Origin of the sequence: Nonomuraea sp. SYSU D8015 (genome assembly GCF_008065375.1) — a bacterium.
Classification (GTDB): domain Bacteria; phylum Actinomycetota; class Actinomycetes; order Streptosporangiales; family Streptosporangiaceae; genus Nonomuraea.
In genome coordinates this window covers 221,309-244,279 of record NZ_VJYI01000014.1, presented here as the reverse complement: position 1 = coordinate 244,279, position 22,971 = coordinate 221,309, and the positions used below count along the sequence as shown (strand labels likewise).

The 22,971-nt window shown below is 70.2% G+C and carries 20 protein-coding genes and 1 pseudogene; 11 read left to right on the top strand and 10 right to left on the bottom strand.

Annotated elements, in window-relative coordinates; translation table 11 throughout:
• Positions 1–34: 34 nt before the first annotated feature.
• Positions 35–1,084, top strand: a complete 1,050-nt coding sequence (locus tag ID574_RS41825) for an aldo/keto reductase (RefSeq protein WP_188194560.1) — start codon at positions 35–37, stop codon at positions 1,082–1,084.
• A gap of 729 nt (positions 1,085–1,813) precedes the next feature.
• A complete protein-coding gene (locus tag ID574_RS41820; protein WP_188194559.1) occupies positions 1,814–2,386 on the top strand; it encodes a Pycsar system effector family protein in 573 nt (190 codons plus the stop codon).
• On the opposite strand, the gene ID574_RS41815 is transcribed toward ID574_RS41820, so the two are convergent.
• From ID574_RS41815 to ID574_RS41800, 4 genes are all read right to left on the bottom strand, one after another.
• On the bottom strand, positions 2,367–3,209 hold the full coding sequence (locus tag ID574_RS41815; RefSeq protein ID WP_188194558.1) for a hypothetical protein: 843 nt from the start codon (positions 3,207–3,209) through the stop codon (positions 2,367–2,369). The two genes, ID574_RS41820 and ID574_RS41815, sit on opposite strands and share 20 nt — an antisense overlap.
• Positions 3,210–3,211: 2 nt before the next feature.
• Positions 3,212–5,266, bottom strand: coding sequence for a hypothetical protein (locus tag ID574_RS41810; protein WP_188194557.1), 2,055 nt, complete (start codon positions 5,264–5,266; stop codon positions 3,212–3,214).
• The gene (locus ID574_RS41805) at positions 5,263–6,042 is read right to left on the bottom strand and encodes a nucleotidyl cyclase domain-containing protein (protein WP_188194556.1); all 780 of its coding nucleotides are present in this window, start codon (positions 6,040–6,042) and stop codon (positions 5,263–5,265) included. Before ID574_RS41805 ends, ID574_RS41810 begins: the two co-directional genes overlap by 4 nt.
• A 63-nt stretch (positions 6,043–6,105) precedes the next feature.
• Complete coding sequence (locus ID574_RS41800; RefSeq protein WP_223167625.1) at positions 6,106–6,747, bottom strand: Crp/Fnr family transcriptional regulator; 642 nt, start codon at positions 6,745–6,747, stop codon at positions 6,106–6,108.
• A 430-nt stretch (positions 6,748–7,177) separates the two neighbouring features.
• Between ID574_RS41800 and ID574_RS41795 the strand changes: the two genes are divergently transcribed.
• The 4 genes from ID574_RS41795 to ID574_RS60665 all read left to right on the top strand — a co-directional run bounded on the left by ID574_RS41795 (position 7,178) and on the right by ID574_RS60665 (position 11,882).
• Entirely contained in the window at positions 7,178–8,107 is a 930-nt protein-coding gene (locus ID574_RS41795) for an ABC transporter ATP-binding protein (RefSeq protein WP_188194554.1), read from the top strand.
• Complete coding sequence (locus ID574_RS41790; RefSeq protein ID WP_188194553.1) at positions 8,104–10,347, top strand: alpha/beta fold hydrolase; 2,244 nt, start codon at positions 8,104–8,106, stop codon at positions 10,345–10,347. Before ID574_RS41795 ends, ID574_RS41790 begins: the two co-directional genes overlap by 4 nt.
• Positions 10,348–10,549: 202 nt before the next feature.
• Positions 10,550–11,026 carry a DsbA family oxidoreductase gene (locus ID574_RS41780; protein ID WP_336245607.1) on the top strand — a complete coding sequence of 159 codons (477 nt, stop codon included), beginning with the start codon at positions 10,550–10,552 and terminating at the stop codon, positions 11,024–11,026.
• Positions 11,027–11,336: 310 nt separating this feature from the next.
• Entirely contained in the window at positions 11,337–11,882 is a 546-nt protein-coding gene (locus ID574_RS60665) for a nucleotidyltransferase domain-containing protein (protein ID WP_223167624.1), read from the top strand.
• Positions 11,883–11,949: 67 nt separating this feature from the next.
• On the opposite strand, the pseudogene ID574_RS60660 reads toward ID574_RS60665, so the two are convergent.
• Together ID574_RS60660 and ID574_RS62505 are read right to left on the bottom strand one after the other, a co-directional pair.
• Positions 11,950–12,267 (bottom strand): annotated as a pseudogene (locus ID574_RS60660) (NlpC/P60 family protein); the annotation flags it as partial.
• Between the two features lie 341 nt (positions 12,268–12,608).
• Positions 12,609–13,895: a LysR family transcriptional regulator gene (locus ID574_RS62505; protein ID WP_336245606.1), complete on the bottom strand. Its 1,287-nt coding sequence runs from the start codon at positions 13,893–13,895 to the stop codon at positions 12,609–12,611.
• Positions 13,896–13,968: 73 nt separating this feature from the next.
• On the opposite strand from ID574_RS62505, the gene ID574_RS41760 reads away from it, so the two are divergent.
• Together ID574_RS41760 and ID574_RS41755 are read left to right on the top strand one after the other, a co-directional pair.
• Positions 13,969–14,637 carry a type 1 glutamine amidotransferase domain-containing protein gene (locus ID574_RS41760; RefSeq protein WP_223167623.1) on the top strand — a complete coding sequence of 223 codons (669 nt, stop codon included), beginning with the start codon at positions 13,969–13,971 and terminating at the stop codon, positions 14,635–14,637.
• Positions 14,638–14,734: 97 nt separating this feature from the next.
• On the top strand, positions 14,735–15,700 hold the full coding sequence (locus ID574_RS41755; protein ID WP_188194551.1) for an alpha/beta hydrolase: 966 nt from the start codon (positions 14,735–14,737) through the stop codon (positions 15,698–15,700).
• A 97-nt stretch (positions 15,701–15,797) separates the two neighbouring features.
• Here ID574_RS41755 and ID574_RS41750 read toward each other — a convergent pair whose 3' ends face one another.
• Positions 15,798–16,826: a helix-turn-helix domain-containing protein gene (locus ID574_RS41750; protein ID WP_188194550.1), complete on the bottom strand. Its 1,029-nt coding sequence runs from the start codon at positions 16,824–16,826 to the stop codon at positions 15,798–15,800.
• Positions 16,827–16,893: 67 nt separating this feature from the next.
• Here ID574_RS41750 and ID574_RS41745 point away from each other — a divergent pair, with 67 nt between their 5' ends.
• From ID574_RS41745 to ID574_RS41735, 3 genes are read left to right on the top strand one after another with little or no spacing between them, the layout of a single operon-like run.
• Positions 16,894–17,997 (top strand): acyl-CoA dehydrogenase family protein, encoded by a 1,104-nt coding sequence (locus ID574_RS41745; RefSeq protein ID WP_188194549.1) that lies wholly within the window; start codon positions 16,894–16,896, stop codon positions 17,995–17,997.
• Positions 17,998–18,022: 25 nt separating this feature from the next.
• Positions 18,023–18,985 (top strand): acyl-CoA dehydrogenase family protein, encoded by a 963-nt coding sequence (locus ID574_RS41740; RefSeq protein WP_188194633.1) that lies wholly within the window; start codon positions 18,023–18,025, stop codon positions 18,983–18,985.
• Positions 18,982–19,809 carry a TIGR03619 family F420-dependent LLM class oxidoreductase gene (locus tag ID574_RS41735; protein WP_188194548.1) on the top strand — a complete coding sequence of 276 codons (828 nt, stop codon included), beginning with the start codon at positions 18,982–18,984 and terminating at the stop codon, positions 19,807–19,809. The genes ID574_RS41740 and ID574_RS41735 overlap by 4 nt, the downstream gene beginning before the upstream one ends.
• Positions 19,810–19,834: 25 nt before the next feature.
• On the opposite strand, the gene ID574_RS41730 is transcribed toward ID574_RS41735, so the two are convergent.
• The 3 genes from ID574_RS41730 to ID574_RS41720 all read right to left on the bottom strand — a co-directional run bounded on the left by ID574_RS41730 (position 19,835) and on the right by ID574_RS41720 (position 22,711).
• A complete protein-coding gene (locus tag ID574_RS41730) occupies positions 19,835–20,212 on the bottom strand; it encodes a hypothetical protein (protein ID WP_188194547.1) in 378 nt (125 codons plus the stop codon).
• Positions 20,209–20,583, bottom strand: a complete 375-nt coding sequence (locus ID574_RS41725) for a hypothetical protein (RefSeq protein WP_188194546.1) — start codon at positions 20,581–20,583, stop codon at positions 20,209–20,211. The genes ID574_RS41730 and ID574_RS41725 overlap by 4 nt, the downstream gene beginning before the upstream one ends.
• A gap of 76 nt (positions 20,584–20,659) precedes the next feature.
• Entirely contained in the window at positions 20,660–22,711 is a 2,052-nt protein-coding gene (locus ID574_RS41720; protein ID WP_188194545.1) for a CHAP domain-containing protein, read from the bottom strand.
• Positions 22,712–22,971: the final 260 nt, after the last annotated feature.

The window sequence follows — 22,971 nt, the reverse complement described above, 5'->3', positions numbered from 1 at the left end:
CTAGAGTCGGCTCTAGATTCTACGGTTCCGAAGTATGAGATATCGCATCCTCGGCGGCACTGGTATCGAGGTCAGCACCTACTGCCTCGGCACCATGATGTTCGGCTCGGCCGGCAACCCCGACCACGATGACAGCATCCGCATCATCCACACCGCCCTCGACCACGGGATCAATTTCGTCGACACCGCTGACATGTACTCGGCGGGCGAATCCGAGGAGATCGTGGGCAAGGCGCTGCAGGGCCGGCGAGACGAGGTGGTGCTGGCGACGAAGGTGCACTTCCAGATGGGAGAGGGGCCCAACCGCAGCGGCAACTCGCGGCGTTGGATCATGCGCGAGGTCGAGGCGAGTCTCAAGCGGCTGCGCACTGACTGGATCGACCTCTACCAGATCCACCGCCCCGACCACCGGACCGACATCGAGGAGACCCTCTCCGCACTGACCGATCTGGTACGGCAGGGCAAGATCCGGGCCTTCGGCAGCTCGGCTTTCCCGGCGCACGAGACGGTCGAGGCCTACCACGTGGCCCGGCAGCGCGGTTTGTACCGGTTCCGCACCGAGCAGCCGCCGTACAACATCCTGGCCCGCGGCATCGAGGGCGATGTCCTTCCCACGGCGCAGCGGCTCGGCATGGGCGTGCTCACCTACAGCCCGCTGGGCTGGGGGTTCCTGACCGGCCGCTACCGCAAGGGGCAGCAGGTCGACATGTCGCGGGGCCGCGCCGCGCGCGCGCCAGAACGGTTCGACCCGTCTATCCCGGTCAACGCCGCCAAGCTGGAGATCGTTGAGGAACTGGTGAAACTGGCGGACGAGCTCGGCTGCACCCTGCCGGCGCTGGCCGTCGCCTTCGCCGCGTCACACCCGGCGGTCACCTCGGTCATCCTCGGCCCGCGCACGATGGAGCAGCTGGATGGCTTGCTGAAGGGCGCCTCGCTGGTGCTCGACGACACCGTGCTCGACCGGATCGACGAGCTCGTGCCGCCCGGCACCAACGTCTACCACCCTGTCGGCCTCTGGAGCCCCGTGCCCCTGACCGACCCCGCATTGCGCCGCCGCCCGCTCGGCGACCGCGCCGCGAGCTGATCCTGGCATAGTACGCGGCTCGCTCGGATCGGGAGGTGCGGCCATCCTGCTTCATGAAGTACGCAGAGTTCTCCTCCCGGCGCTGGGCACCCGGGTTCACGTCCCCGCGGATTCGCGGAGTGCGTGTCAGACGAAGCTGGTCGCGTCCAACCCGGCGCGGAGCGACTTGCACAGACGAACCGGAGGCGGAACCGTGTCCTGATGACGCCAGCTTCTCTGGCGGAACTACGGGCCGTCGTGCGCGGCGGCAGGCTTGGGATACGACGCAGGATCTGCGATGCCTGGGTCGCCGCCGCCCCCGGCCTCCGGTCGGGCGCTCAGCTCCGTGGCCACGGGGGAAGAACCTGCAGGTCATCGCCGTGGCCCGATAGACCAGCGGGTGGGGGGGTATGGGGCAAACGCATGGCCATGATCAAGCGCTGCACTGCCGCCCGACCCCGAGCTCAACCGGGCTGGTTCGTCTTCGATATCACCAAGCCGATGAGCGGCAACCGGGGATAGCTTGAGGGTGACGGGGGCTCACTCGGACCAAACGCACCCAATTGCACGATCAGTGGCCGGGTTTCGCGCGTCCCGAGAGGGTTACTTTTACGCCTCGTCGAGAGGTATCCGTGTCGTCATGAACAATAGCCTGACTGATGCGATCGGTCGGCTCAGTAGCGTGCAGGTACGCGGTCCTCCCGGTCGTGGAATGCTCAGCGGTGTGATCCCCCAGCCAAGAGGTTTCTCATGTTCCGCAGGATCGCGCAAGCCCTTGCCTCAACGACTCAGGACCAACGACAAGCAGCTGTAGATGACGCGTGCGCCTACGGCATCCAGCTCCTCGCGGAGACCCGCGACGAGCTCAACCGGGCCGATGCCAAGGCCCAGGTGCTGCTCGGCGTCGTCGGCATCGGGCTCGGCGCTGTTGCAGGGGGTCTGCTTGCCGGCAGTTGGTCGCCGTTCAGGCTGTCCAACGCCATCGAGTGGTTATGGTGGGCGGGGACAGCCGCTGCTGTGGCGTCGGTGGTTGTGCTCGCGCGCGCCGTCTATCCGAGATTCGATCGCAGGAAGCGGAGCGACGCCGTCATGTATTACGCGGATGTGCTGCGTTTCGAATCCGCGGCGGCCCTCTCCAGTGCCCTGATGAAATCATCCAGGCTGGATCTGGAGCGGGTCGCCGATCAGCTCCACAGGGTCAGCCGGATTGTCGGTCAGAAGTATCGCCTCATTCGTTGGGGATTCTGGCTACTTCTGGCGGGGATGGCCGCCGCGGTGAGTGCGGCCCTGATCGACATCCTGTTCACCGCGGCTCCTCCATGAGGGCGAACGGTGAGTCGGGGTCCGGTGGCGGGAGAGCTATGCCGAGCCGCTCGAACGCCGCCCGCAACGCGGTCTCGCTGGAGATGACCAGCTCGAAGGCGTTCGCGTGCCGCTGGGCGTCAACGATCTTGGCCAGCAGCTCGAAGAGCTTCTCGGCCTTCTCCTCACGCTCGCCGAGCATGCTGTCGGTGATGTCCGCCACGTTCTCGACCGCCTGCGTGAGCCGTACCGCGTGCCGCGCTGTCGAGGTGTCCATTGTTTCGGTCAGGAACTGTTCGCAAAGCTTGCGCGAGGCGCGGAGTTTCTCTACCCGCAGTTCGATCTCCTTCGCCTTCGCCGTGATCCTGTAGAGCTCGCTCTCGTGCGCGCAGCGTAACTTCCGGACCTCGTCGGGCACGTCGACTTCGATGGTCGCCCGCCAGGTGCCGGTCACGGAGTCGGACGGTCTTTCTTTGAGCCAGCGCTCCAGGGCGTCCTTCGCGGCCTGCTCCGCCGTTGCCGCGTCGAAGATGCTGTGCCGCCGGAGCGCATTGCGGACCTTCTCCCGTACGAAGTCCTTGATCGAATGCTCCTGATCCTCCTTCAGTTCCTTCCAGGGGCGGAAGATGAGGGAGCCTGTGGCCGAACGCCGCCAGAGCCATACGCGCACCACGAATTGGAAGCCGTCGCCGAGGGACGGCGCGGTGAAGACGTAGGAGGGATCCTCGGGGGTGACGGCTGCTTCCTCCGCGGACGTCGACGTCTCTGGCACGCTGGTCTCGGCGGGGAGTCTCGTCCAGCGCTGTACGAGCACGGGTCGCTTGATGAGCTTGGTGAGTGACATCGTCAACCTTCCTTGAGGAGCCGGATGTACCGGGCGAACTGGGCGGCGGTAATAGATCGCCGCTTGTGCCACAAGTGCAGGTGGAACGTCCAGGCCGGCCGGAGCCTCTTCGTGGTCCTGGCGAGCACCTCGCCGATGACGACGTCGACCGCGGGCTCGGAGGCCGCTCGCTCTGCCCATGTGGCCATGAGGATCCATGCGGACGGCGTGTAGGCGTGGAAGTGTGTGTCCCCGCGCGTTGTGGAGAGACCCCAGTCGAGGGCGTTGATCCAGAACTGCGCGAGATCGCGGACGCGGTCATGGCGCCACAGCGGTGGGTACGACTCCTCTTCCTGCTCGGCGGTGGCCAGGCGGACGAATGCCAGAGCAGCGGTCAGCCGCTCTCCGACGTGCTCCCCGATCGCCCAGCGGGCCACCTCCCGCAGCACTGTCGAGGCGGTGTCGGAGGTGTAGACCTCGGCCACGGAGTGAGCGACGCCATCACACGTCTCCAAGCGCACCGCGGCGGCCGCGACGGTATGCAGGGCGTCGAGCGCCTCGCCGATGTGCCGGATACCGACCGTCGACCCGTACGCCAGCGCTGCGGAAAGCCGCTGAAGGTACGTGCCGGTGGTCCAGCCCTTCAGCCGGTCGCGTACCAGCGCCGCCACGTCGGGATCGGCGAGTGCGGCGGATTCCAGAGCCCAGGCCAGCACTTTCGCTCGTCCCTTCTCCTTGCTCCAAGGTGTGAAGAACCGATCGTCGATGACCTGGAAATCGCAGGTCGCGAGCTTGCCTACGGCATGGGCGGCTTTGAGCCTGACCCGCCAGTCGTCGTCGCCGACCAGCTCGGCGAGCCAGTCGTAAAGTCCGGGCCGGATGACGGGTACTTGCTTCCACACTGTGGTCAGCAGGCGATCGGCCATACCCGGCCGCACCTCGATACGCTGGCCTTCCCCGCCCCGAGCGGCCTCCGCCGCGTCGAGCCCCGGATGGGCTATCCACTGGCTGAGCTGCTCCCATACCGGAAAGCCTCGATCCTCCTCCGCTGACTCTCGCTGCTCGTCCTGCCTGATCCGCTGGGCCAGGGATAGCGCGGCGTCGGACACGATGGCCTCGGGAAGCCCGTACAGCACTGCGCTGCTGATCAGGAAGTGCCTGCTGAGGGCGGAGTCGGTCTCCTTCAGGTAGTCCGACAGCTTGGCGAGTGCCGTGTAGGGCAGATCGGCGATCATGGAGGAGAGGGATCTTCCTCGCCGTAGGCCATCCGCGAGTTGCCTGGCGGTGTCGACGGCCTCCCATGGACGACAGCCCGCGACGTGCTCGTTGAGCGCGTCGCCCACCGCCTCGAGCTCCTCTTCGATGCCGGGAGCGAGGTGGACGAGCCATCGACGGATGACCTCCGCCGCCGTTGGCGGCTCATGCGTGACCACGGATTTCGTGACCGCGCAATCGTTCGGGACGATGGCGACGATCATCGCGCCGCTCTTGCGCGCTACGGCGGAGAGCTGGTCGAGCACCGCTCCGGGGCGGCGAAGCCAGGCCCCGTCGTCGACGCGGAGCACATAGCCGTTTCCCTCGCGAAGATCGTCCGGCCGCACCTTCTTCGGGTCCTTGACGACGAGGTGGTTGCAGTTCAGGCCCTGCTGCACCAACGCGTGCAGCGCCGCCGTCCACCGTCCGGTATGCGGGTCGCCTCTGAGCAAGACCACCGGCACATTCGCCAGTCGGGCCAGTAGCTCCCGCTGCGAGGGGGTCTCGATCAGGCGTGTCCGGATTTCATCGAATTCTTGAGTGAGAATGGGATATATCTGTACGGGCAATTCTTCGCTGCCGAAGTACTGGACGATGTCCCGGCCGGCTCCGTACAGAGTGCCGCCCCTGTCGAGCCGGTAGCTCGAACCGCCGTACCAGTTCCGTCCCACCTCTATGATCTCGGAACGTAACCGGCGTTCCTTCCGCTCCTGCTCGATGCGCTCGGTCAGGGGTGGTGCGGGTCGAGTGCCGTCCTCTTCCGAGGCCGGGGCGTCGTCGGTGCCGGTATCCGGGGGTTCCTGAGCGGGTGTCTCTTCGGTCATGGCCGAGGTTCCCGTCCAGGATCGTTGATGGTCACGTCGCGGCCTGCGATGGTGTGTACCGTGCCGCCGGAGATGTGGAAGTCGTTGCCGCCGTACCAGTCGCGGCCGACGCTCACCTGGCGGCCTTCGGGCGGCTGCCCGCCTCCTGCCTTGTTCGGGGTGTCCTCGGCGTCGAACTCCCGGAGCTCCGGTACGGCATGCACGTTGTGCTCGGGCAGATGGACGTATGCGATGTATTCCTGCTGCTTGACCTTGGCCTTGACCCGCCGGAAGTGGTCGGCGGGTGGCCCGCCGTAGCCCTGGCCGACGTAGTCGGCGTAGAACGTGTCGGAGACGATCACGCCCAGGTTTGCGGCTTTGACGGCACGCAGGGCGGTCCGCAGGGCATCGGCATTCACCAGTCTTCCGCTTTCCACGGCGTTCTTACCCGGTGATCCGGCGGGTCCGTCCACGTGGATCGGGCCCGCGTGGACGGCCAAGCGCAGGCGCAGGCGCGGCTGCGATGAGGCGTTGTGGGCGTCGATGGCCTGGCGTAGCGCGTCTGTGAACGGGCCGAGGAGCCGCCCGGGATGGACGTCCGGAGGAAGGACGACGAACTCGCCGTCGCCTTGTGGCTGCCGTTTCCAGTCGAGCAGGCCCAGGCCGGCCGCTCCCGCCGCGAGGTCCAGCAGCCGGATCATGGCCGACTGCAGCGCGTACTGGTCTGTGTTGTTGCACTCGCTGTAGTTCTCGATGTCGTAGGTCAGCATCGCTCGGTACTGCGGGGTGTCGTTCATCTCACTCCTGTCGTCGGCCGTACGAGAACGGTTGCGGCTGTGGACAGAAAACGACCGGGATTTTTACGGGTTTCGCGGGTTGTAGTCGGCGAACCTCGTCAGCCCGTCCATGTCCTGAATGACGACCCGCCGGTGGCCACGCAAGATCAATCCCCGTGCCGACAGCGCGCGCAGAGCCTTCTGAACCGTGGGTTCCTTGGCACCAATGAGACTGCCGAGCTCGCCCTGCGTCAGCGGAAGACCGATGTCCACCCCCTCCCGCACGGCGCGCCCATGCCTCACGGCAAGCGCGAGAATGATCCTGGCGAGGCAAACGTCCGCGGCATATCCCGCGAATTCCAGACGTCGCTGATTGGCCCACCGCAGACGGTCACTGAGGAGACCGGAAAGCGCGAACGCGACGCTCGGGTGCCGCTGCATATAACCGACGAAGGCGTCTCCCCTGATCTCGCACAACGAGGCCCGACCACAGGTCGTGACATCGGCGCTGCGCCTGCCCGACCCCAGGACCGCCATTTCACCGATGACGTCACCGCTGACCCGAACCGCGAGCAGCGCTCGCTCGCCGTTCTCCGCCCATATGGTGATCTTGGCCAGGCCATGGAGGATCAGATAGACCAGCGTGCCGGGCTCGCCCTGACGGATGAGCCGCGTACCGTCCAGTGTCGTGAGCGTGGTGCCGAGCTCAATGAGCTCGGCAGACATCGCCTCAGGTAACCGGGCGAGGAACGTTCCCATCGGCCACTTTGCCGCCACCGGAAGCCTCCAGTGACCAGTTCGGCTATTTACCTGGCAATATGACATTGATCGCACTGTCGGCCAACAGTACGGCTGCCGAAAACCTTGCGAGAGCGGCGCTGCGGTCGCTCGCCTGGGTATGATCAGCAGTTCTGCAGGCACGACGGCGAACAGCCAACGACCGACGCTTCCGCTCGGCATCCCGGGTTCTTACCTTCTCCTTCGGGAGACGCACTCGACCAGCCTGCTCAGCCGGGTCTTGATGAGCCGATCGCCCCAGCCGTAGACGGCGCGCGGACGGTAGGCCTAGCCCTACCACCAAAGGTGGGGAAGTACGTCCTGCGTGGTGAGTGCACCACCATCGAGATCGGCCGGCCGGACGACGAGGCTGACAACCGTGATCGAAGTGCAAGAGTTGACCATGAGATACGGCGGCAAGGTCGCCGTCGACGACCTGACGTTCACCGTGAAACCGGGGCTGGTGACCGGTTTCCTCGGTCCGAACGGTGCGGGCAAGTCCACCACCATGCGCGCCGTTCTCGGCCTGGAGGTGCCCAGCGCGGGCAAGGCGCTGGTGAACGGCCGCCCGTACGCGTCGCTTCCCCGTCCGATGCGGTCGATGGGGGCGCTGCTCGACGCCGGGGCGGTGCACGGGGGCCGCAGCGCGTACGCGCACCTGGCCTGCCTGGCCCGCAGCAACGGCATCGGCCGCGCCCGCGTGGCCGCCGTCCTCGACCAGGTCGGCCTGGCCGACGTCGCCGGCAAGAGAATCAGCGGCTTCTCGCTCGGCATGCGGCAGCGCCTGGGGATCGGCACGGCGCTGCTCGGGGACCCAGGGGTGCTGATGCTCGACGAGCCGCTGAACGGGCTGGACCCGGAGGGCATCCGCTGGCTCCGTGACCTGCTGCGTTCGCTGGCGGCCGAGGGCCGCACGGTGTTGCTGTCCAGCCACCTGATGAACGAGATGGCACTCAGCGCCGACCACGTCATCGTCATCGGACAGGGCCGGCTGATCGCCGACACCGCCATGACCGACCTGGCCGGGCACTTCCAGGGCGACGTACTGGTCCGCACGCCCCACCCGGAGCAGCTCACCGCCGTCATGCGCGCGCACGGGGCGACGGTGGTCACCGAAGAAGACGGCGCCTTGTCGGTGCGGAACCTGGACGCGGCCGAGATCGGGGTGCTGGCGCTGTCCGCGCGGATCGCAATGGCGGAGCTGGCTCCGCGTGGCGCGTCCCTGGAGGAGGCGTTCATGCGGCTCACCGAGGACAGCACCGAGTACAGGACCGGGAACCGGGCCACTTCGAAGGAGACGGTCCGATGATCGACGTGATCGCTTCCGAGTGGATGAAGCTCCGCTCGCTCCGCTCGAACCTCTACCTGCTGGCCTGCTCGGTGGCGGCCGTCCTGGCCTGCGCCGGGATCGCGTTCATGATCGGCCGCGGGTTCGACAACCAGACGATGGACGAGAGGATGGCCTTCCCCAGTAACGGGGACGGCATCGGCAACGGCATCGCGGTCGCCTACTTCGTGTTCGCCCTGCTGGGCGCCCTGACGATCACCTCCGAGTACGGCACCAAGATGATCCAGACGAGCCTGGTCGCCGTGCCGCGCCGGCAGGTGCTCCTGCTGGCCAAGGTGCCGGGCCTGGCCGCGATCACGCTGGTGACCGGTCAGGTTCTGGCGTTCGTCATGCACGCGGCCTCCATGGCGGTGCTCGGCGACCGGGCCGAGCAGTTGCTCCGCGACGGGGTGACGCTGGGCACGTCGCTGTCGGAGCCGGGCGTGCTCGCCTCCGTGGTCGCCGCCGGGGTGTCGATGGCCGCGGTCGCGCTGATCGGACTCGGCGTCGGGGCCGCCGTCCGCTCCACTCCCGGCGCGCTGGTCGTGCTGACCGTGATCATCGTGGTGCTGCCGGTGGTGGCCAAGACGCTGCCCATGCCGCTGCGTGCGCAGGCCGGCTCCTTCATGATCGAGAATCTACCGCTCCAGATCGCGGGGGTCGGCGGCGGGATGCTGCCACCTGCTGCGGCGGCGGGGCTGCTGGTCGCGTACGTGGTCGCCGCGTTGACGGCGGGCGCCACGGTGATCGCGTTGACCGGGCGCCGGATCAAGGTGCTGGCGATCGGCGCGGCCGCGGCCGTCCTGGTCTCGGCGGTGCCCGCCGTCGCGGCCGGTTCGCCGGGCTCCGGCCCGTCCACGCTGGCCTGGGCGGACTGCGCGGACAAGAAGCTGGTCAAGGAGATGCGCTGCGCCCCGATCAAGGTGCCCCTGGACTGGGCCAAGCCGTCCGGGCGGAAGATCGACCTGACCGTCGGCCTGCTGCCGGCCACCGGTGCCCAACGCCGGATGGGCACGGTGTTCGCGATCCCCGGCGGGCCGGGCGGCTCGGGCGTGGCGGATCTGAGCAAGAACGCGGGCAGCTTCGCCGAGCTGCGCGCACGGTTCGACGTGGTCAGCGTCGAGCCCCGCAACACCATCGACAAGGGCGTGCTGCCGTACGACTGCCTCGTCTCCGGCCCGTGGATCACCTGGCCCGACACCCGCACCGAATGGGCCGAGCTGGGCAGACGCAACCGGGCGGCGGCGCAGCGATGCCGCGCCGCCGATCCCGAGTTCTTCGACCACATGGATTCGGCCTCCGTGGCGCGGGACATGGAGGCGATCCGTGTCGCGCTGGGGGAGGAGCAGTTGAGCTTCATCGCCAACTCCTACGGCGGCGTACCCGGGATCGACTACTCCCGGCTCTTCCCCAGCCGGGTACGCGCGATGGTGTTCGACGGCTCGCTCAGCCCGTGGATGGACCGCGCGCAGGGCAGGCTTCCCCATGAGGAGTCTTTCACCCGCTTCGCCGCCTGGTGCGCGGCGACCGCCACCTGCGCGCTGCACGGCCAGGACGTCGGCAAGGTCTGGCGGGCGCTGGTGGCCCGGGCCGACCGCGTCCCGATACCGGTCCAGGGCGAATCGCCGCAGGCCGCCTACAGCGGGTTCGACATCAAGGAGGCCGCCGCCCCCAGCATCATCTCCCCGGGCCCGGAGCCCGACTTCCCCCGATGGACGGAACTCGCCGAGGCGATCAAGCGGGCCGCCGGCGGTGACGCCTCAGGGTTCGCCGACTACGTCCGGCAGAGCACGAAAAGCCCGAAGGTCCCCGCGTTCATCGGGATGAACATGACCCACTGCCTCGACGGCCTGGGATTCCGCGACTACGAGGAGTACCGCACGAAGCGCCGCGAGGGTGAGCGCCTGCTGCCGAACATCGCCGGGATAGAGCTCTGGCACCCGCTCGCTTGCGTCGGCTGGCCGGCCCCCGTCACCAACCCGCCCGCGCCACTGCCCGCCAAGGACCTGCCGCCCTACCTGGGCGTCGGCTCCTGGACGGACTTCAACAGCTCCGCGGACATCGTACGGCGGGTACCCGGCTCGGCCGCGATCCAGTACCAGGGGCACGGCCACGGCCTCTACAACGCCGGCAACTCCTGCATCATCGCCCACGTCAACCGCTACCTGATCAGCCTGCGCCTCCCCACACCCGGCACCGTGTGCCGCAAGGCGGTCACCTGACGGTCAGCCGGTCCCGACGCTGGAGCAACCGCGTGAGCGTGGTAGGCGGAGCCGCGACTGCTCAGAGTCGGGGCCGTGCCCTGCGTCCATGCGATCCCGTGTGCAGCACGAACAAGATGCCCCGCAACGCCAGCCGGTCATCCAACCGCTTACGGCCCGGATGCGGAACCGCCGCTTCCTCTCGGCAGCAACGGCTTGATCACTGCTGACTTACGAGCACGGCGGCGCGGAGCTGCAGGACGCCGTGGCCGAGAAGGTCATGCAGGGGCACTTCATCCGGGCACTGGACATCAGCCGTCCCGCGACGCTGGCGCGCCTCGCTGCGGAGGCCGGGTTCGACCAGGGCGTCGCCCTGCTGTCCGGCGGCGGGGGTGACGCGGAGGTCAAGGGCGCGCTGCTGATCGGCAAGGCTCGCGGCATCACCACGTCGCCGACGCTGGTGGTCAACGGCCAGGCCCTCGCCGGGGCCCAGCCCGCGGAGACGATCGCCGCGTTCCTGCGCGCCGCCGCCGCCCAGCTGGGCAGGGCCCGCGCCGCGCTGGAGGATCTGGTGGCCGCCGACCCCGGCGACTCCTACGCACGGCTGCTGCTGGGCCGGACCCTGCACCGCCAGGGCCTCGCCGAGCAGGCCGCCGTCCACCTGCGGTTGGCCGGGGCCATGACGCCGGAATACGCCTGAGCACGGCAGCCGTCGCCTCGCCCGGCAGGACCCTGCCCGCCATCACCGATGGCGCTCGGATCGCCGCACTGCGGGGTCTTCCTGCTCGCACTGGCACTGCCGGCGCGCACGGTGTTGGGGTTGGGCAGGGGTGCCGAGGAAGGCGTCGGCCGCGCTGCGGACCGTCAGGTGCCGGGCGGTCGGCAGCGGTGTCACGGCGGGCACGGTGTCCTCCTTGCCACAGATAACAGGGCCGCCTCACGCAGCGGCCCGCATCCGTCGCCGCAGCGGGCGAGGGTGAGCAGTCCGCCCTGCGTGACAGGATCAATCCATGGACGAGAAGACCGAAGGGCAACTGCGTGTCATCCGCAAGGTCATCGCGGTCATGCAGGCAGTCGATATCTCAGCGTGGCTGTTCGGGGGCTGGGGACTCGATGCGAGGATCGGCCGGATCACGCGCGAGCACGGCGACGTGGAGTTCTGGGTTGAGCGTATTCACGCGGAGCGGTCGAAGGCAGTGCTCGTAGAAGCCGGCGCCACGGCTCTGACGACTCAGCCGCCAGAGGAGGCCTGCGAGTTCACGCTGGACGATGTGCCGTTCAGCACCGCTTACTTTGACCGGTGGCCAGACGGATCGTTCAGTCAGCCCCTGGGGCGATGGGCCGACTGGCTGTTCCCGCCAGGATCCTTCGGCGACGAGCCCGTGACACTCGACGGCACGCCGGTGCTGGCCATGAGCGTCTCCGGCATGCTCGCCATGAAGGAGCAGTTCCCGCACCTGCGTAACGGCCGGCCATGGCGGCAGAAGGACATCGCCGATATCGAGATACTCCGGGGGCTGGCCTGCGGGGAGAGGACCGACGGTCACATCGGCTGACTATCTCGATGAGCGCCTTCGTCAGCAGCCGTTCCAACGTGGTCATGATCGCCTGTTGGACTTGTGGGCGAGAGATCTTCTGGCCCGCGTTGATCTGCTGGTAGGTGGTGCCGCCGATGCTGACTCCAGCCTTCCTCCAGGCGTATTCGGTCAGGCCGCTGCAGTCGAACCCCTTGATGCCGGCACCGTGGCCGATGCCGTAGCTGGGGCCTTCCGGACCGCCTCCACCCCATGAGTAGGGGATCCCGCGTTGGGCCAATCCGACGCTTGCGGCTATGGCGCCTTGACTGGAACCGGCGACGGTGAGCTCGGCGCAGAGTCGCTGGGCGGTGGTGTTGACGATGTTCTCGGCAGGCTGGGATCGCCTAACGCGACCGGCGGTCATCGTCGGCTTCCTGACGCGCGTAGGCGCCGGCCTCTGGTCGAGTTCATGGGGGACCGCCGGCTCCTCAACGCGAACGACGGTCGCCTGGATGCCGACGCCTCGCCCGATGATCTCCGCATGATCGCCAGAAACCGGCACGTGACCAACGGAAACGCGCTCAAGATCATCCCGCTTGTATCCCGTGATCAAGGTCCTGCGGCTGCATACGGGTGCGCTCGGCGACCTATCAACGGCCTGGGAAGCAGAGACCTGCGGCAGCAAAACCGCAGGTCAGAGGCTAAAACGCCTGGTAGAGAAGAGTGCCCCCGGCAGGATTCGAACCTAATGACTGCAGCACCCCTTTAGTACAACGGATCTGCGCGGAAGGCTTCGAGCAGATGAGCCCGGACCCTGGCCACGGCGGGCCTGGCCTGGGCTCCCGAGCGGACGGCCAGGTAGCCGGTGTTGATCGGCGGCTCCTCCGGGTCGGCCAGCGTGACCAGCGCACCCGCGGCCAGGTCGCGCCGGCACAGGTACGCGGGCAGGACGGAGACGCCCATGCCTGCTTTCACGGCGCTGAGCACGCCCCGCAGATCCGGGATGACCACCTGGGCGGCCATCGCCGGACGCCTCCCGAAGACGGTCCGCCAGTAGCGCCGCACGATGGGCAGGTCCTCCGCGTACGCCACCAGCGGCACACCGGCCAACGCCTTCGGCCCGACCCCGCCCACCAGCGCCCCGCCCCCGCCCCCGCCCGGAGGCGTTCCGGGCCCGTCCGCTTCCCGCGCCCTGCTCCCGCTCGGAGGCGTTCCGGGCTCGTCCGCTCCTTCCGCCAGGTCTCCGGCCGTCGTAGGCGGGGCGCCCTCCGCCCCGTCGGCCGCCGATACCGCCGCAGTGGTCGTCCGCCGGTCGGTGCCCGTCGTCAGCGGTGCGCCGGCCGCGGCCCCGGCGCGCGTCGCTTGCGGCGGTTTCCGACCGGCAGACCAGCGGGGCGGGGTGGCGCCGGGATTGCGGGCCGCGGCCGCGCCGGTCACAGGCCAGGGTTCAAGCTCGGGGCCGGGCTCAGGCCGGGGGCCGGGTTCAGGCCCGGGCTTGGGCTCGGGAAGTGGGGATGCGGGCACAACGCCCAGGGCCGCGGCGACGGACGGGGCCGCGACCAGGAGAAACTCCTCGTCGTACAACGGGTCCGCCTGCACGCCGCGCACCCGGGGCCGGATCGTGGACAGCACCAGGTCCAGACGGCCCCCGGCCAGGTCGGCCAGCAGGTCGTCGGCCAGGCCGAGGGTCGTGCGCAGCCGGAGCCCCTCCCGTACGAGCGGCGCCAGCATCGGCATCACCACCTCGCACAGGAACTCGGCCGGCCCGCCCAGTTGCACGGCCGCGTCCGTGGGCAGCTCGGACTCCACCACCTCGTCGAGCGCGTCGAGCGAGACCGCCACCCGGCGGGCCAGCTCGTCGGCGGCCGGCGTGGGCGCGACGCCGCGCGCCAGCCGGTCGAACAGCGGCCGGTCCAGCGCCGACTCCAGCGCCTTGACCTGGGCTGTCACCGCCGGCTGTGACAGGCCGAGCGTCTGCGCGGCGGCAGTGATGGAGCCGGTCCTGTGCACCGCGAGGAAGGTGCGGAGCAGGTCGAGCGATAGAGGCGACATATCACTATTCTGATGGCTCGGCGCATGCTTGGTTATTTGTGGCTGATGGCGGACGCGAGCGATGCTGTCAGACATGAGCAAGCGCATCCTGATCGTGTTGACCAGCCACGACGACCTCGGCGGCGTGGAGAAGACCGGATACTACGTGCCCGAGGCGGCCCACCCCTGGGGGATCTTCCGCAAGGCCGGACACGAGGTGGACGTCGCCAGCGTGCGCGGCGGCGAGCCGCCCCAGGACGGCTTCGACCCCGAGGACCCCGCCCAGGTGGCCTTCCTCGCCGCGCCGGAGGCCCGCGACACCGCCCGCCTGGCCGACGTGGACTCCTCCCGCTACGACGCCGTCCTGTACGCCGGCGGCCACGGCACCATGTGGGACTTCCCCGACGACCCGGACGTCATCCGCGTCGGCCGGGAGGTCTACGAGCGGGGCGGCGTGGTCGCGGCCGTCTGCCACGGCCCCTCCGCGCTGGTGAACCTCACGTTGTCCGACGGGTCGCACCTGGTGGCGGGCAAGCGGGTGGCGGCGTTCACCAACGCGGAGGAGGAGCTGCGCGGCGTGGCGCACGTGGTTCCGTTCCTCCTGGCGGACAAGCTGGTGGAGCGGGGTGCCCGGCACGAGCCGGGCGCGAACTGGCAGGCCCAGGTCGTCGTGGACGGCCGCCTGGCCACCGGCCAGAATCCCGCGAGCGCCGCCCCGCTCGCCGAGCGCGTCGTCGAGCTCCTCGCCGAACGGCGGGTGTGAGGAGTGTAAACACCGCCGGATGGCGGTTGTGAACCATGGGCGCGGGCTCCGACCATCAAGGAGTAACCCCGCCGCGACCTGTGGAAAGGTGAAGCGCATGGCATACCACCCCAACCTCGACCCGGAGCTCCGCGCCGGTATCGAGCAGGCGCCGCTCCCACCGTCCGACCTGTCGAACCTGCCGCCCGAGGAGCTCGACGGGTTCCGGGCGCAGATCAACGCCTTCCTCGCCGCCGCGCCGCCCACCGAGACCGACGTGGTGATCGAGGACCGGCAGGTGCCGGGCCCGGACGGCGCGCCCGACGTCCGGGTACGGACCTACCGCCCGGCGCACGAGGCCGGGAACCGGCCGGGGCTCTACTGGATCCACGGCGGCGGGATGATCCTCGGCACCCCCGAGATCGACGAGGCGCTGATGATCAGCTACGTCGAGGAGCTCGGCGTCGTGGTGGTCTCCGTCGACTACCGGCTGGCGCCGGAGAACCCGCACCCCGCGCCGGTCGAGGACTGCTACGCGGGGCTGGTGTGGACCGCCAAGGCGGCGGGCGAGCTCGGCATCGACCCGGCCAGGCTGGCCGTCGGCGGCGCCAGTGCGGGTGGCGGGCTGGCCGCCGCGACAGTGCTCCTGGCCCGCGACCGCGGCGGCCCCGACGTGGCCTTCCAGCTGCTGGTCTGCCCGATGCTGGACGACCGCAACATCACCCCGTCCAGCCACGAGTTCACCGACGCGATCGTCTGGCCCAGGTCCGCGAACCTGTACGGCTGGGGCGCGCTCCTCGGCGACCGCATGGGCACCGACGACGTGCCCCCGTACGCGGCTCCGGCGAGGGCCACCGACCTGTCCGGGCTGCCTCCGGCGTTCATCGACGTCGGCGAGCTGGAGGTGTTCAGGGACGAGGACATGGACTACGCGCTGCGGCTGTCGCAGGCCGGCGTGTCCACCGAGTTCCACCTCTACCCCGGCGCCTTCCACGGATTCGACGGCATGGTGCCGGACGCCGAGCTCAGCAAGCGGGCCAGGGCGGCGCGCGTGGCGGCGCTCAAGCGGGCGTACGGCCTCTAGCCTCCAAAGAAGACCCTAGGCCTCCAAGAAGACCTCTAGGCCTCCAAGACGAGCCGACGGCGCTGGTGGCGAGGTGCGGGACACAGGCTCGGCGCGGCTAGCCGTTCGCGCGCAGGCGCACCAGGGCGAGAGCCAGGTGGGCGCGCAGGCGGCCGGGCGGGTCGGCGAGCGAGAAGCCCAGCATGGACTCGGCGCGGGTGATGCGGGCGGCCATCGAGCTGTGGTGCAGATGCATGGCGGTGGCCGCGCCCCGTACGGAGCCGGCCAGGCACAGCGCACGCACCGCGGCCAGGGCCTCCTCGCCCAGCCGCTCCATGGCGCGGACGTCGGGCAGGCACGCGACCGACGCCTCCGGCAACTCGGCGAACAGGGCCAGCGCGCCCAGGTCCGACCAGCGCATCACGAGGTCGTGCGGGCCGGTGAAGCGTAGCGCCGTGCGCGCGCCGGCCCACGACTCGGCGACCCGCGCGCCCGGCAGCTCGGGCCCGATGCCCACCCGCGCCCCTTCGGGCAGCGTGGAGCCGGGGAGATCGGTCGCCACCAGGACGGCCTCGGTGTCGCCGATCGTGGCCGCCCGCACCCGGTGGCCCATCGTGCGCAGGCCGGCCGCGAGCCCCCGGTCGGGCAGCGCGATCGCCAGGGCCTGGAGCGGGGTGGCGGGGTCGAAGCCGAGCAGGCGCAGCGCCCGGGCCCGCTCCGCCTCGCCGGTCTCGGCCGACAGCACCAGCTCGACCAGCGCCGGATCCTGGCCCTCGCGTGCCAGGGCTGCGGCACGCTCCAGCGTGACCTCGGCCGCGGCGGCGTACCGTTCAAGCACGATCTCGTCGAGCCCGTGCGCGGGCCCGTCGCGTTCCATCCAGACTGCCCCGAGGCCTGAGCTCAGCTCTCTGACCTGGGCGGGGGTGGTCGCGGGCGTGTCGACGGAGCCGTCCGGCGCGGTGCGGGTGCGCCGGCCGGTGGCGGCGTCGAACAGCCCGACCGGGCACTGCGTCAGCCGGGCCGTGGCGGACAGCAGCACGGGCACGCTCACGTGGTCGCGCAGCAGTGAGTCGAAGTAGGCGATGACCCGCACCGCGCTCTCCGCGTCGGCGTCCAGCGTGGACAGCCGCAGCAGCAGTCCCTGCACAGCTACCAGACTAAATGCGTGAGCGGTGAGCTGGCGACTCTACCAAGCGTGCGCTAGGTTGGTAGGCGTGGATCTCGACTTCTCCCCGGCCGAGCGGGACTTCCGCGCCGAGGTTCGCGACTGGCTCAGCACCAACGCGCCCGGGCCGCTCCCGTCGATGGACACCACCGAGGGGTTCGAGGCGCACCGCGCGTGGGAGGCGCGCCTGGCGGACGCCCGGCTGTCCGTCGTCTCCTGGCCCGAGGAGTACGGGGGCCGCGGCGCCTCCCTGATCGAATGGCTGATCTTCGAGGAGGAGTACTGGGCCGCCGGAGCCCCCGCCCGCGTCACCCAGAACGGCATCTTCCTGCTGGCCCCGTCGCTGATGAGGTTCGGCACGCCGGAGCAGCGCCGGCGTTGGCTGCCCCGGATGGCCAGGGGCGACGACGTGTGGGCGCAGGCCTGGTCGGAGCCGGAGGCGGGCAGCGACCTGGCCGCGCTCACGTCCCGCGCCGAGCCCGCGCCCGGCGGGTGGCGGCTGTACGGGCACAAGACGTGGAGCTCGCGGGCCGCGTACGCCACCCACGGGTTCGGCCTCTTCCGCACCTCGGGGACCCGGCACAAGGGTCTGACCTACTTCCTGTTCCCGCTCGACGAGGTCGCCGTCCGGCCGATCGCGCAGCTCGACGGGCTGCCCGGGTTCGCCGAGCTGCACTTCGACGGTGTGTACGTCGACGAATCGATGGTGCTCGGCGAGGCCGGGGAGGGCTGGCGGATCGCGATGGCCACCACCTCCTCCGAACGCGGCCTCACCCTCCGCAGCCCTGGCCGCTTCCTGGCCACCGCCGACAGGCTCGTGGCGCTGGCCCGCTCCGCCGGCGACCCGGCGCTCGCCGACCGGGCCGCCCGGTGCTGGGTGGAGGCGGAGGCGTACCGGCTGCACACGTTCCAGACCGCGCGCAGGATCATGGCGGGGGAGGAGATCGGGGCGGCGGCCAGCATGGGCAAGGTGTTCTGGTCTGAGCTCGACCTGCGCATGCACGCACTCGCCATGGAGCTGCTGGGGGAGCGGGCCGGGGAGACGCCGTGGCTGGACGGCTTCCTGTTCTCGCTGGCCGGGCCCATTTACGCGGGCACGAACGAGATCCAGCGCAACATCATCGCCGAGCGGGTCCTGGGGTTGCCGCGATGACCACCGGCCGAATGCGGGGGGTGTGATGGACTTCGGCTTCACCGACGAGCAGCTCGCCCTGGGCGCGACCGTGCGTGACGTGCTGAGGGCGCACTGCCCGCCGGCCGCGCTGCGCACCGAGCGGCGGCCGGGCTGGGATCAGCTGGCCGCGCTGGGGTTCTTCGGACTGCTCCTGCCGCCGGAGAGCGACGGGCTCGGGCTGAGGCTGGTCGACGTCCTGCCGGCGCTGGAGGAGACGGGGCGCGCGTGCCTTCCCGGGCCGGTCGTGGAGACCGCCGTCGCGGCGCCGTACCTGGTGGCCGGGGCCCCGAAGCTGGCCTCGGGCGCGGTGTGCGTCAGCGTGCTGCCCCCCGGGCAGGCGTACGCGCCGGACGCCGACCTCGCCGACCTGATCGTCGTGGCCGGCGCCGACGGTCTGCGGCTGGTCGCCAAGGAGGCGGTACGGCTGACGCCCAGGCCCGGCGTCGACCCGTGCCGGCCGCTGTTCGAGGTGGCCTTCGACGAGTCCGAGCGCCTGAGCGGGCCGGCCGGTCCCGCGCTGCGGCGGGCCACGGTCGCGACCGCCGCGCAGCTCATCGGGGTCGCCAGGGAGCTGCTCGCCGTGTCGGTCGCCTACGCCGGGGTCCGGACGCAGTTCGGCGCCCCCATCGGGTCCTTCCAGGCGGTCAAGCACCAGCTCGCCGACGTGGCCGTGGCCGCGGACTTCGCGGCGCCACTGGTGTGGCGCGCCGCGCTGGCGGTGGAGGGCTCCGCCGCCACCGCGGACCGCGACGTGAGCGCCGCCAAGGCCGCCGCCGGGGAGGCCGCCACGCTCGCCGCCCGGGTGGCGCTGCAGGTCCACGGGGCCATCGGGTACACCGAGGAACTCGATCTGCGGTTCTGGCTCGCCCGGGCCTGGTCGCTGTCGGCCGCGTACGGCACCACGGCCGTCCACCGCGAACGCGTGCGGGCCTCGCTCGTGGCCGGCGACCTGGGGAGGTACCCGTGAAGTTCGGCGTGCCGCTCGGGCTGCTGCACCCGGCCGCGTGGAAGGACGTGGCGGTGGCCGCCGACGAGCTGGGGTTCGAGTCGGTGTGGTTGCCCGAGCACCTCGTCTTCACCACCGACCTGTCCCTCGCCCATTACCCGGGGACGTCGAAGCCGGCGATCAAGCCGGAGACGCCGCTGTTCGACGCGCCCGCGTACCTGTGCTGGCTGGCCGCCCTCACCTCCCGCGTCCGGCTCGGCACGGCGGTGCAGCTGCTCGCCCTGCGCCACCCCTTCGTGTCGGCACGCGCCTTCGCCACCCTGGACGTGGTGTCAGGGGGACGGGCCATCTGCGGGGTCGGCGCCGGCTGGTATCGGGGGGAGTGGGAGGCGGCCGGGATCCCCTTCGAGTCGCGGGGGGCTCGCCTGGACGAGGCGATCGAGGTGGTCAGGCGGCTCTGGAGCGAGCCGGTGGTCTCCCATTCCGGGAGGTTCTACTCCTTCCCCGAGGTCGCCTTCGAGCCGAAGCCGGTGCAGCGGCGGCTGCCGGTGCTCGCGGGCGGAGAGTCACCGGCCGCGCTGCGCCGGGCCGCCCGGCTCTGCGACGGGTGGATCAGCATGCCGCACACGCTCGAGTCGATCAAGCCGCAGCTCGACCGGCTGGGGGCGGGCGTGCCCGTGACGGCGCACGCGTACGCGCTGGCCTCGCCCGACGAGGTGCCCGCGTGGGCGACGCTGGGCGTGGAACGGCTGATCGTCCGGCCCTGGGCGCGCAGCCGCGACGCCGTGTCCCGGCTGACCGCCTTCGCCGCCGAGTACGGCGTCGGGAGCGGCGGAGGGTCGTGATCTTGCAGCCCTCCGCCGCGGTGCTTCATCGGCGGCCGGCCCGGGTCCGGCCCGGTGTCTTCCTGTGGTGGAAATCGGGGTCGGAGTCGAAATCGGTGTCGTCGAAAGTGGAGTCGGTGTCCGTGTCATCGGTCACGGTGGAATCCACGTCCTCGTCGTCCGGGTCGAACGCGACCTTGCGCCCCTTGCCGCCGCCGGGGCGCGCCCGGTACGTCGTGGAATAGTCGGACGCGCGGAATGAGCCGTTCATGGCTTTCTTTCCCACTCCGGGAATCTGGCGGGAAAGCAGCAGGTAATACCAGGCGTAGCCGTCGTCCTCGTCGTCGCAGCGGGCGTCCGAGACCCGGAGCCGCGTGCGTTTCTTCACGCAGATCTCGATGAGGTCCTGGTCACGGAGCGTCATGACGGCTTTGCCCTTGCCGCCCTTTCTCGGGGCTCGATAGTCGGCCTCGGAGGGCTCTCGTCGAACGTGCCGGCACGGGCCTTCTTCCCGATGGCGGGGACCTTCGCGGTCATGGGGACGAAGTACCAGGCGTAGCCCTTCACCTCGTCGTCACAGGGCTGGTATTCGGCCCTGACCAGGGTGGTTTTCCTGACGCAGATCTCGACGTATTCGCTTTCGTCGACGTCTTCTTCGTCGCTCGTCGTTCCGGAGTAGTCCAGTGACTGCTGGGACGGGGTCGGCATTTCTTCAGGGGGTGTGGCGGCGCATCCGGTTGCGACGAGGAGTGCCGCCAGGCTGAAGCAGGCGACGCGTAAGACGGTCGGCGACAATGGGGCCCACTTTCCACTTGTGTCGGCATATCGCTGGACGGTCCAACGAGACCAGTGGAATTGGAGTTCCCGATTTTCAGGCCCGGTGACGGCCTTTTCCTCGATCGGTCCTGCTGCCTGCGCCGACCAGTTCGCGATGGCGGCGGCCGCGTAGCGGGACGTCGGTCTGGAAGGCGGAGAAACGTTCCTCTGCGGGGTTTTCGCCGCGGCGACGGCGGCGGCCCCGGTAGGTGCGCGCGCCGGGCTCGGCCGAATCCAGGACGTCGCCGCCGGCGGCGGTGGCACCGGCCGGGGCGAAGGCGTCGAACGTGCTGGTCGCCCCCGGGATGACGACGCGCTGGAAGGGGCCGGTGTCGACGACGAGCGCGCCGGTGGCGTCGGCGGGCTCGAACAGGCCAGGATCGAAGGTGCTCGGCGGCGGGTCGGTGTCGCGGATGCGTTGCATCGGGCCGGTTTCCCAGCACGGCTCGAAGGGGCCGGTGTCGAGCGGGCCCTCGAAGAAGTCCGTGTCGGCGGGGTCGCGATCCCAGGTGTGGTGGTCGTATGCGCGGTCACCGGCGTGGCGGTCCAGCGGGCGGTCGACGCGCGCCCGGCTCGGTGCGGCGTCCGCGAAGGGGTCGAACGGCCTGGTGTCGAGCAGTCGCCGCACCTGGTCGGAGCCCGAGGCGGCGACCGGCTGTTCGGCGCGGAGCCGTCGCCCGCCGAAGCCGGCGGCGATGCCCTCATCGGCGCCGGAGAAGGCACTGCGCCGTCCCCTGCCGACGGGCTCGTCCCCGGCGCGTGCGGTGCCGATGCGGCGGGCGTCCGCGGCGGTGCGGGGCACGGCGTCCGCGGTCCAGTCCGGTCCCGCGGAGGTGGCGAGCTGCGCGCCCGCCGTGGCGACGAGTTCGCTGCCCGTCGTGGCGATGAGCTCGGGGTCCGTCGTGGTGATGAGCTCGGGGTCCGTTGTGGCGATGAGCTCGGCGGGGGCGAGCTCCGTGCCCGTGGTGGCCGTGAGGTCGGCGGCGGTGGTGACGAGCTCCGCGGCGGTGTTCGGGCCGGCGACGTGGCGGCCGGGGGCGGGGGTGAGGGACTCCCGAAGCTGGCGGGTCCACGCGGGCGTGGAGGCGGGCGCGGTGGCGTCGCGGCGCTTGCGGCGGCGCCGGCGGTGGGCCGGGGCGGAGCGGGTGGGAGGCGTGGCCGCGGCGGCCACGCGGAGGCGGTGCTGGCGGGTCTTGGCGACGGCGAGCAGTGCCAGCGCGGCCACCAGGGCCGAGCCGATCAGCGTCGGGGACTCGATGGCGGGCAGCGGGCCCGTGGCGGAGGCGTCGACGTGGGTCGGGAGCGGCTCGGCGGTCGCCGCAGTCGTGTCCGCAGTCGTGGGCTTGGCGTGCTTGCCCTTCTTGAGTCCCTGGCCCGCGGCGGCCGAGGAGGAGGCGGGGGACGGGGCGGCGGCGCCGGCGTGGTCCGTCTTCTCCGCGGTGGTCCGGCTGGGCTCGGGCCGGGCGGCGGACGGGGGCTGGGCGGCGGCCTCTTCGCGCTCGTTCTGGGGGATCAGAGAGGCGAGCGATTCCCGCGGCATCTGCAGCACGCCCACGTCGGTGCCGGGCCCGGGCGGCACCTGGGCCTGCTCCTCGGCCTTCTTCTTGGCCTCCTCGGCCTGCCGGGCCGCCTCCTCGTCCAGGCGGGCCTTGATCTGCTCCGGATAGCCGTACCCGACGACCTTGCTGGTGTCGCGTTCCTTGCGTTTGGCGACGCCGCCGTCGATGTTGCCCTCGATGGTGTGGATCGTGTCGCCCTCGACCCTGGTCACGACGCCCACGTGGTCGATGCGGTCGATGCTGTTGGACCCGCTCCAGTCGTAGTAGACGAAGGCCCCCGGCTTGGGCTTCTTCCCCCAGGCCCCCTGCTCCTTGAACCACTTGGCGTGCGCCACCGTCCACGCGAACTGCCCGATCCACTCCTCGTAGCCGAGCTTGTGCGCGGCCCACGAGAGGTACATCTCGCACCAGGGTGCGGCGGTGTAGTCGGCGTCGAACTCGACGTTCTTGCCGTACCACTCACCGAACTTGGTGTATCCGCTCGCCCTCTCGGCGTAGCCGAGGTGGCTTTCGAGCAGCTCGATGAACTTCTGCATCTCTGGCGTCATGGAAGCGTGGAGCACCTTCCGGGCAAGGCCGGTTTATCCACGCAGCCCTGGGTAGGGAGAGGAACCCGGGGTAGGTGTGACAAATCCGGCGGCTTGTCGTCTACCGTGATGACCGAGGCTACCGTGCCGTATCCGCAGGTAAAGCACGCCCCAAGAGCGGGTCACGCATCCGGCGGCACGGAAAGCCCAGGTCAGGATCCTGCCAGAAATGTCCAAAGTCGGCCGGTTTAACGTAAAAAGATCTACCTTGAGGGTATAGG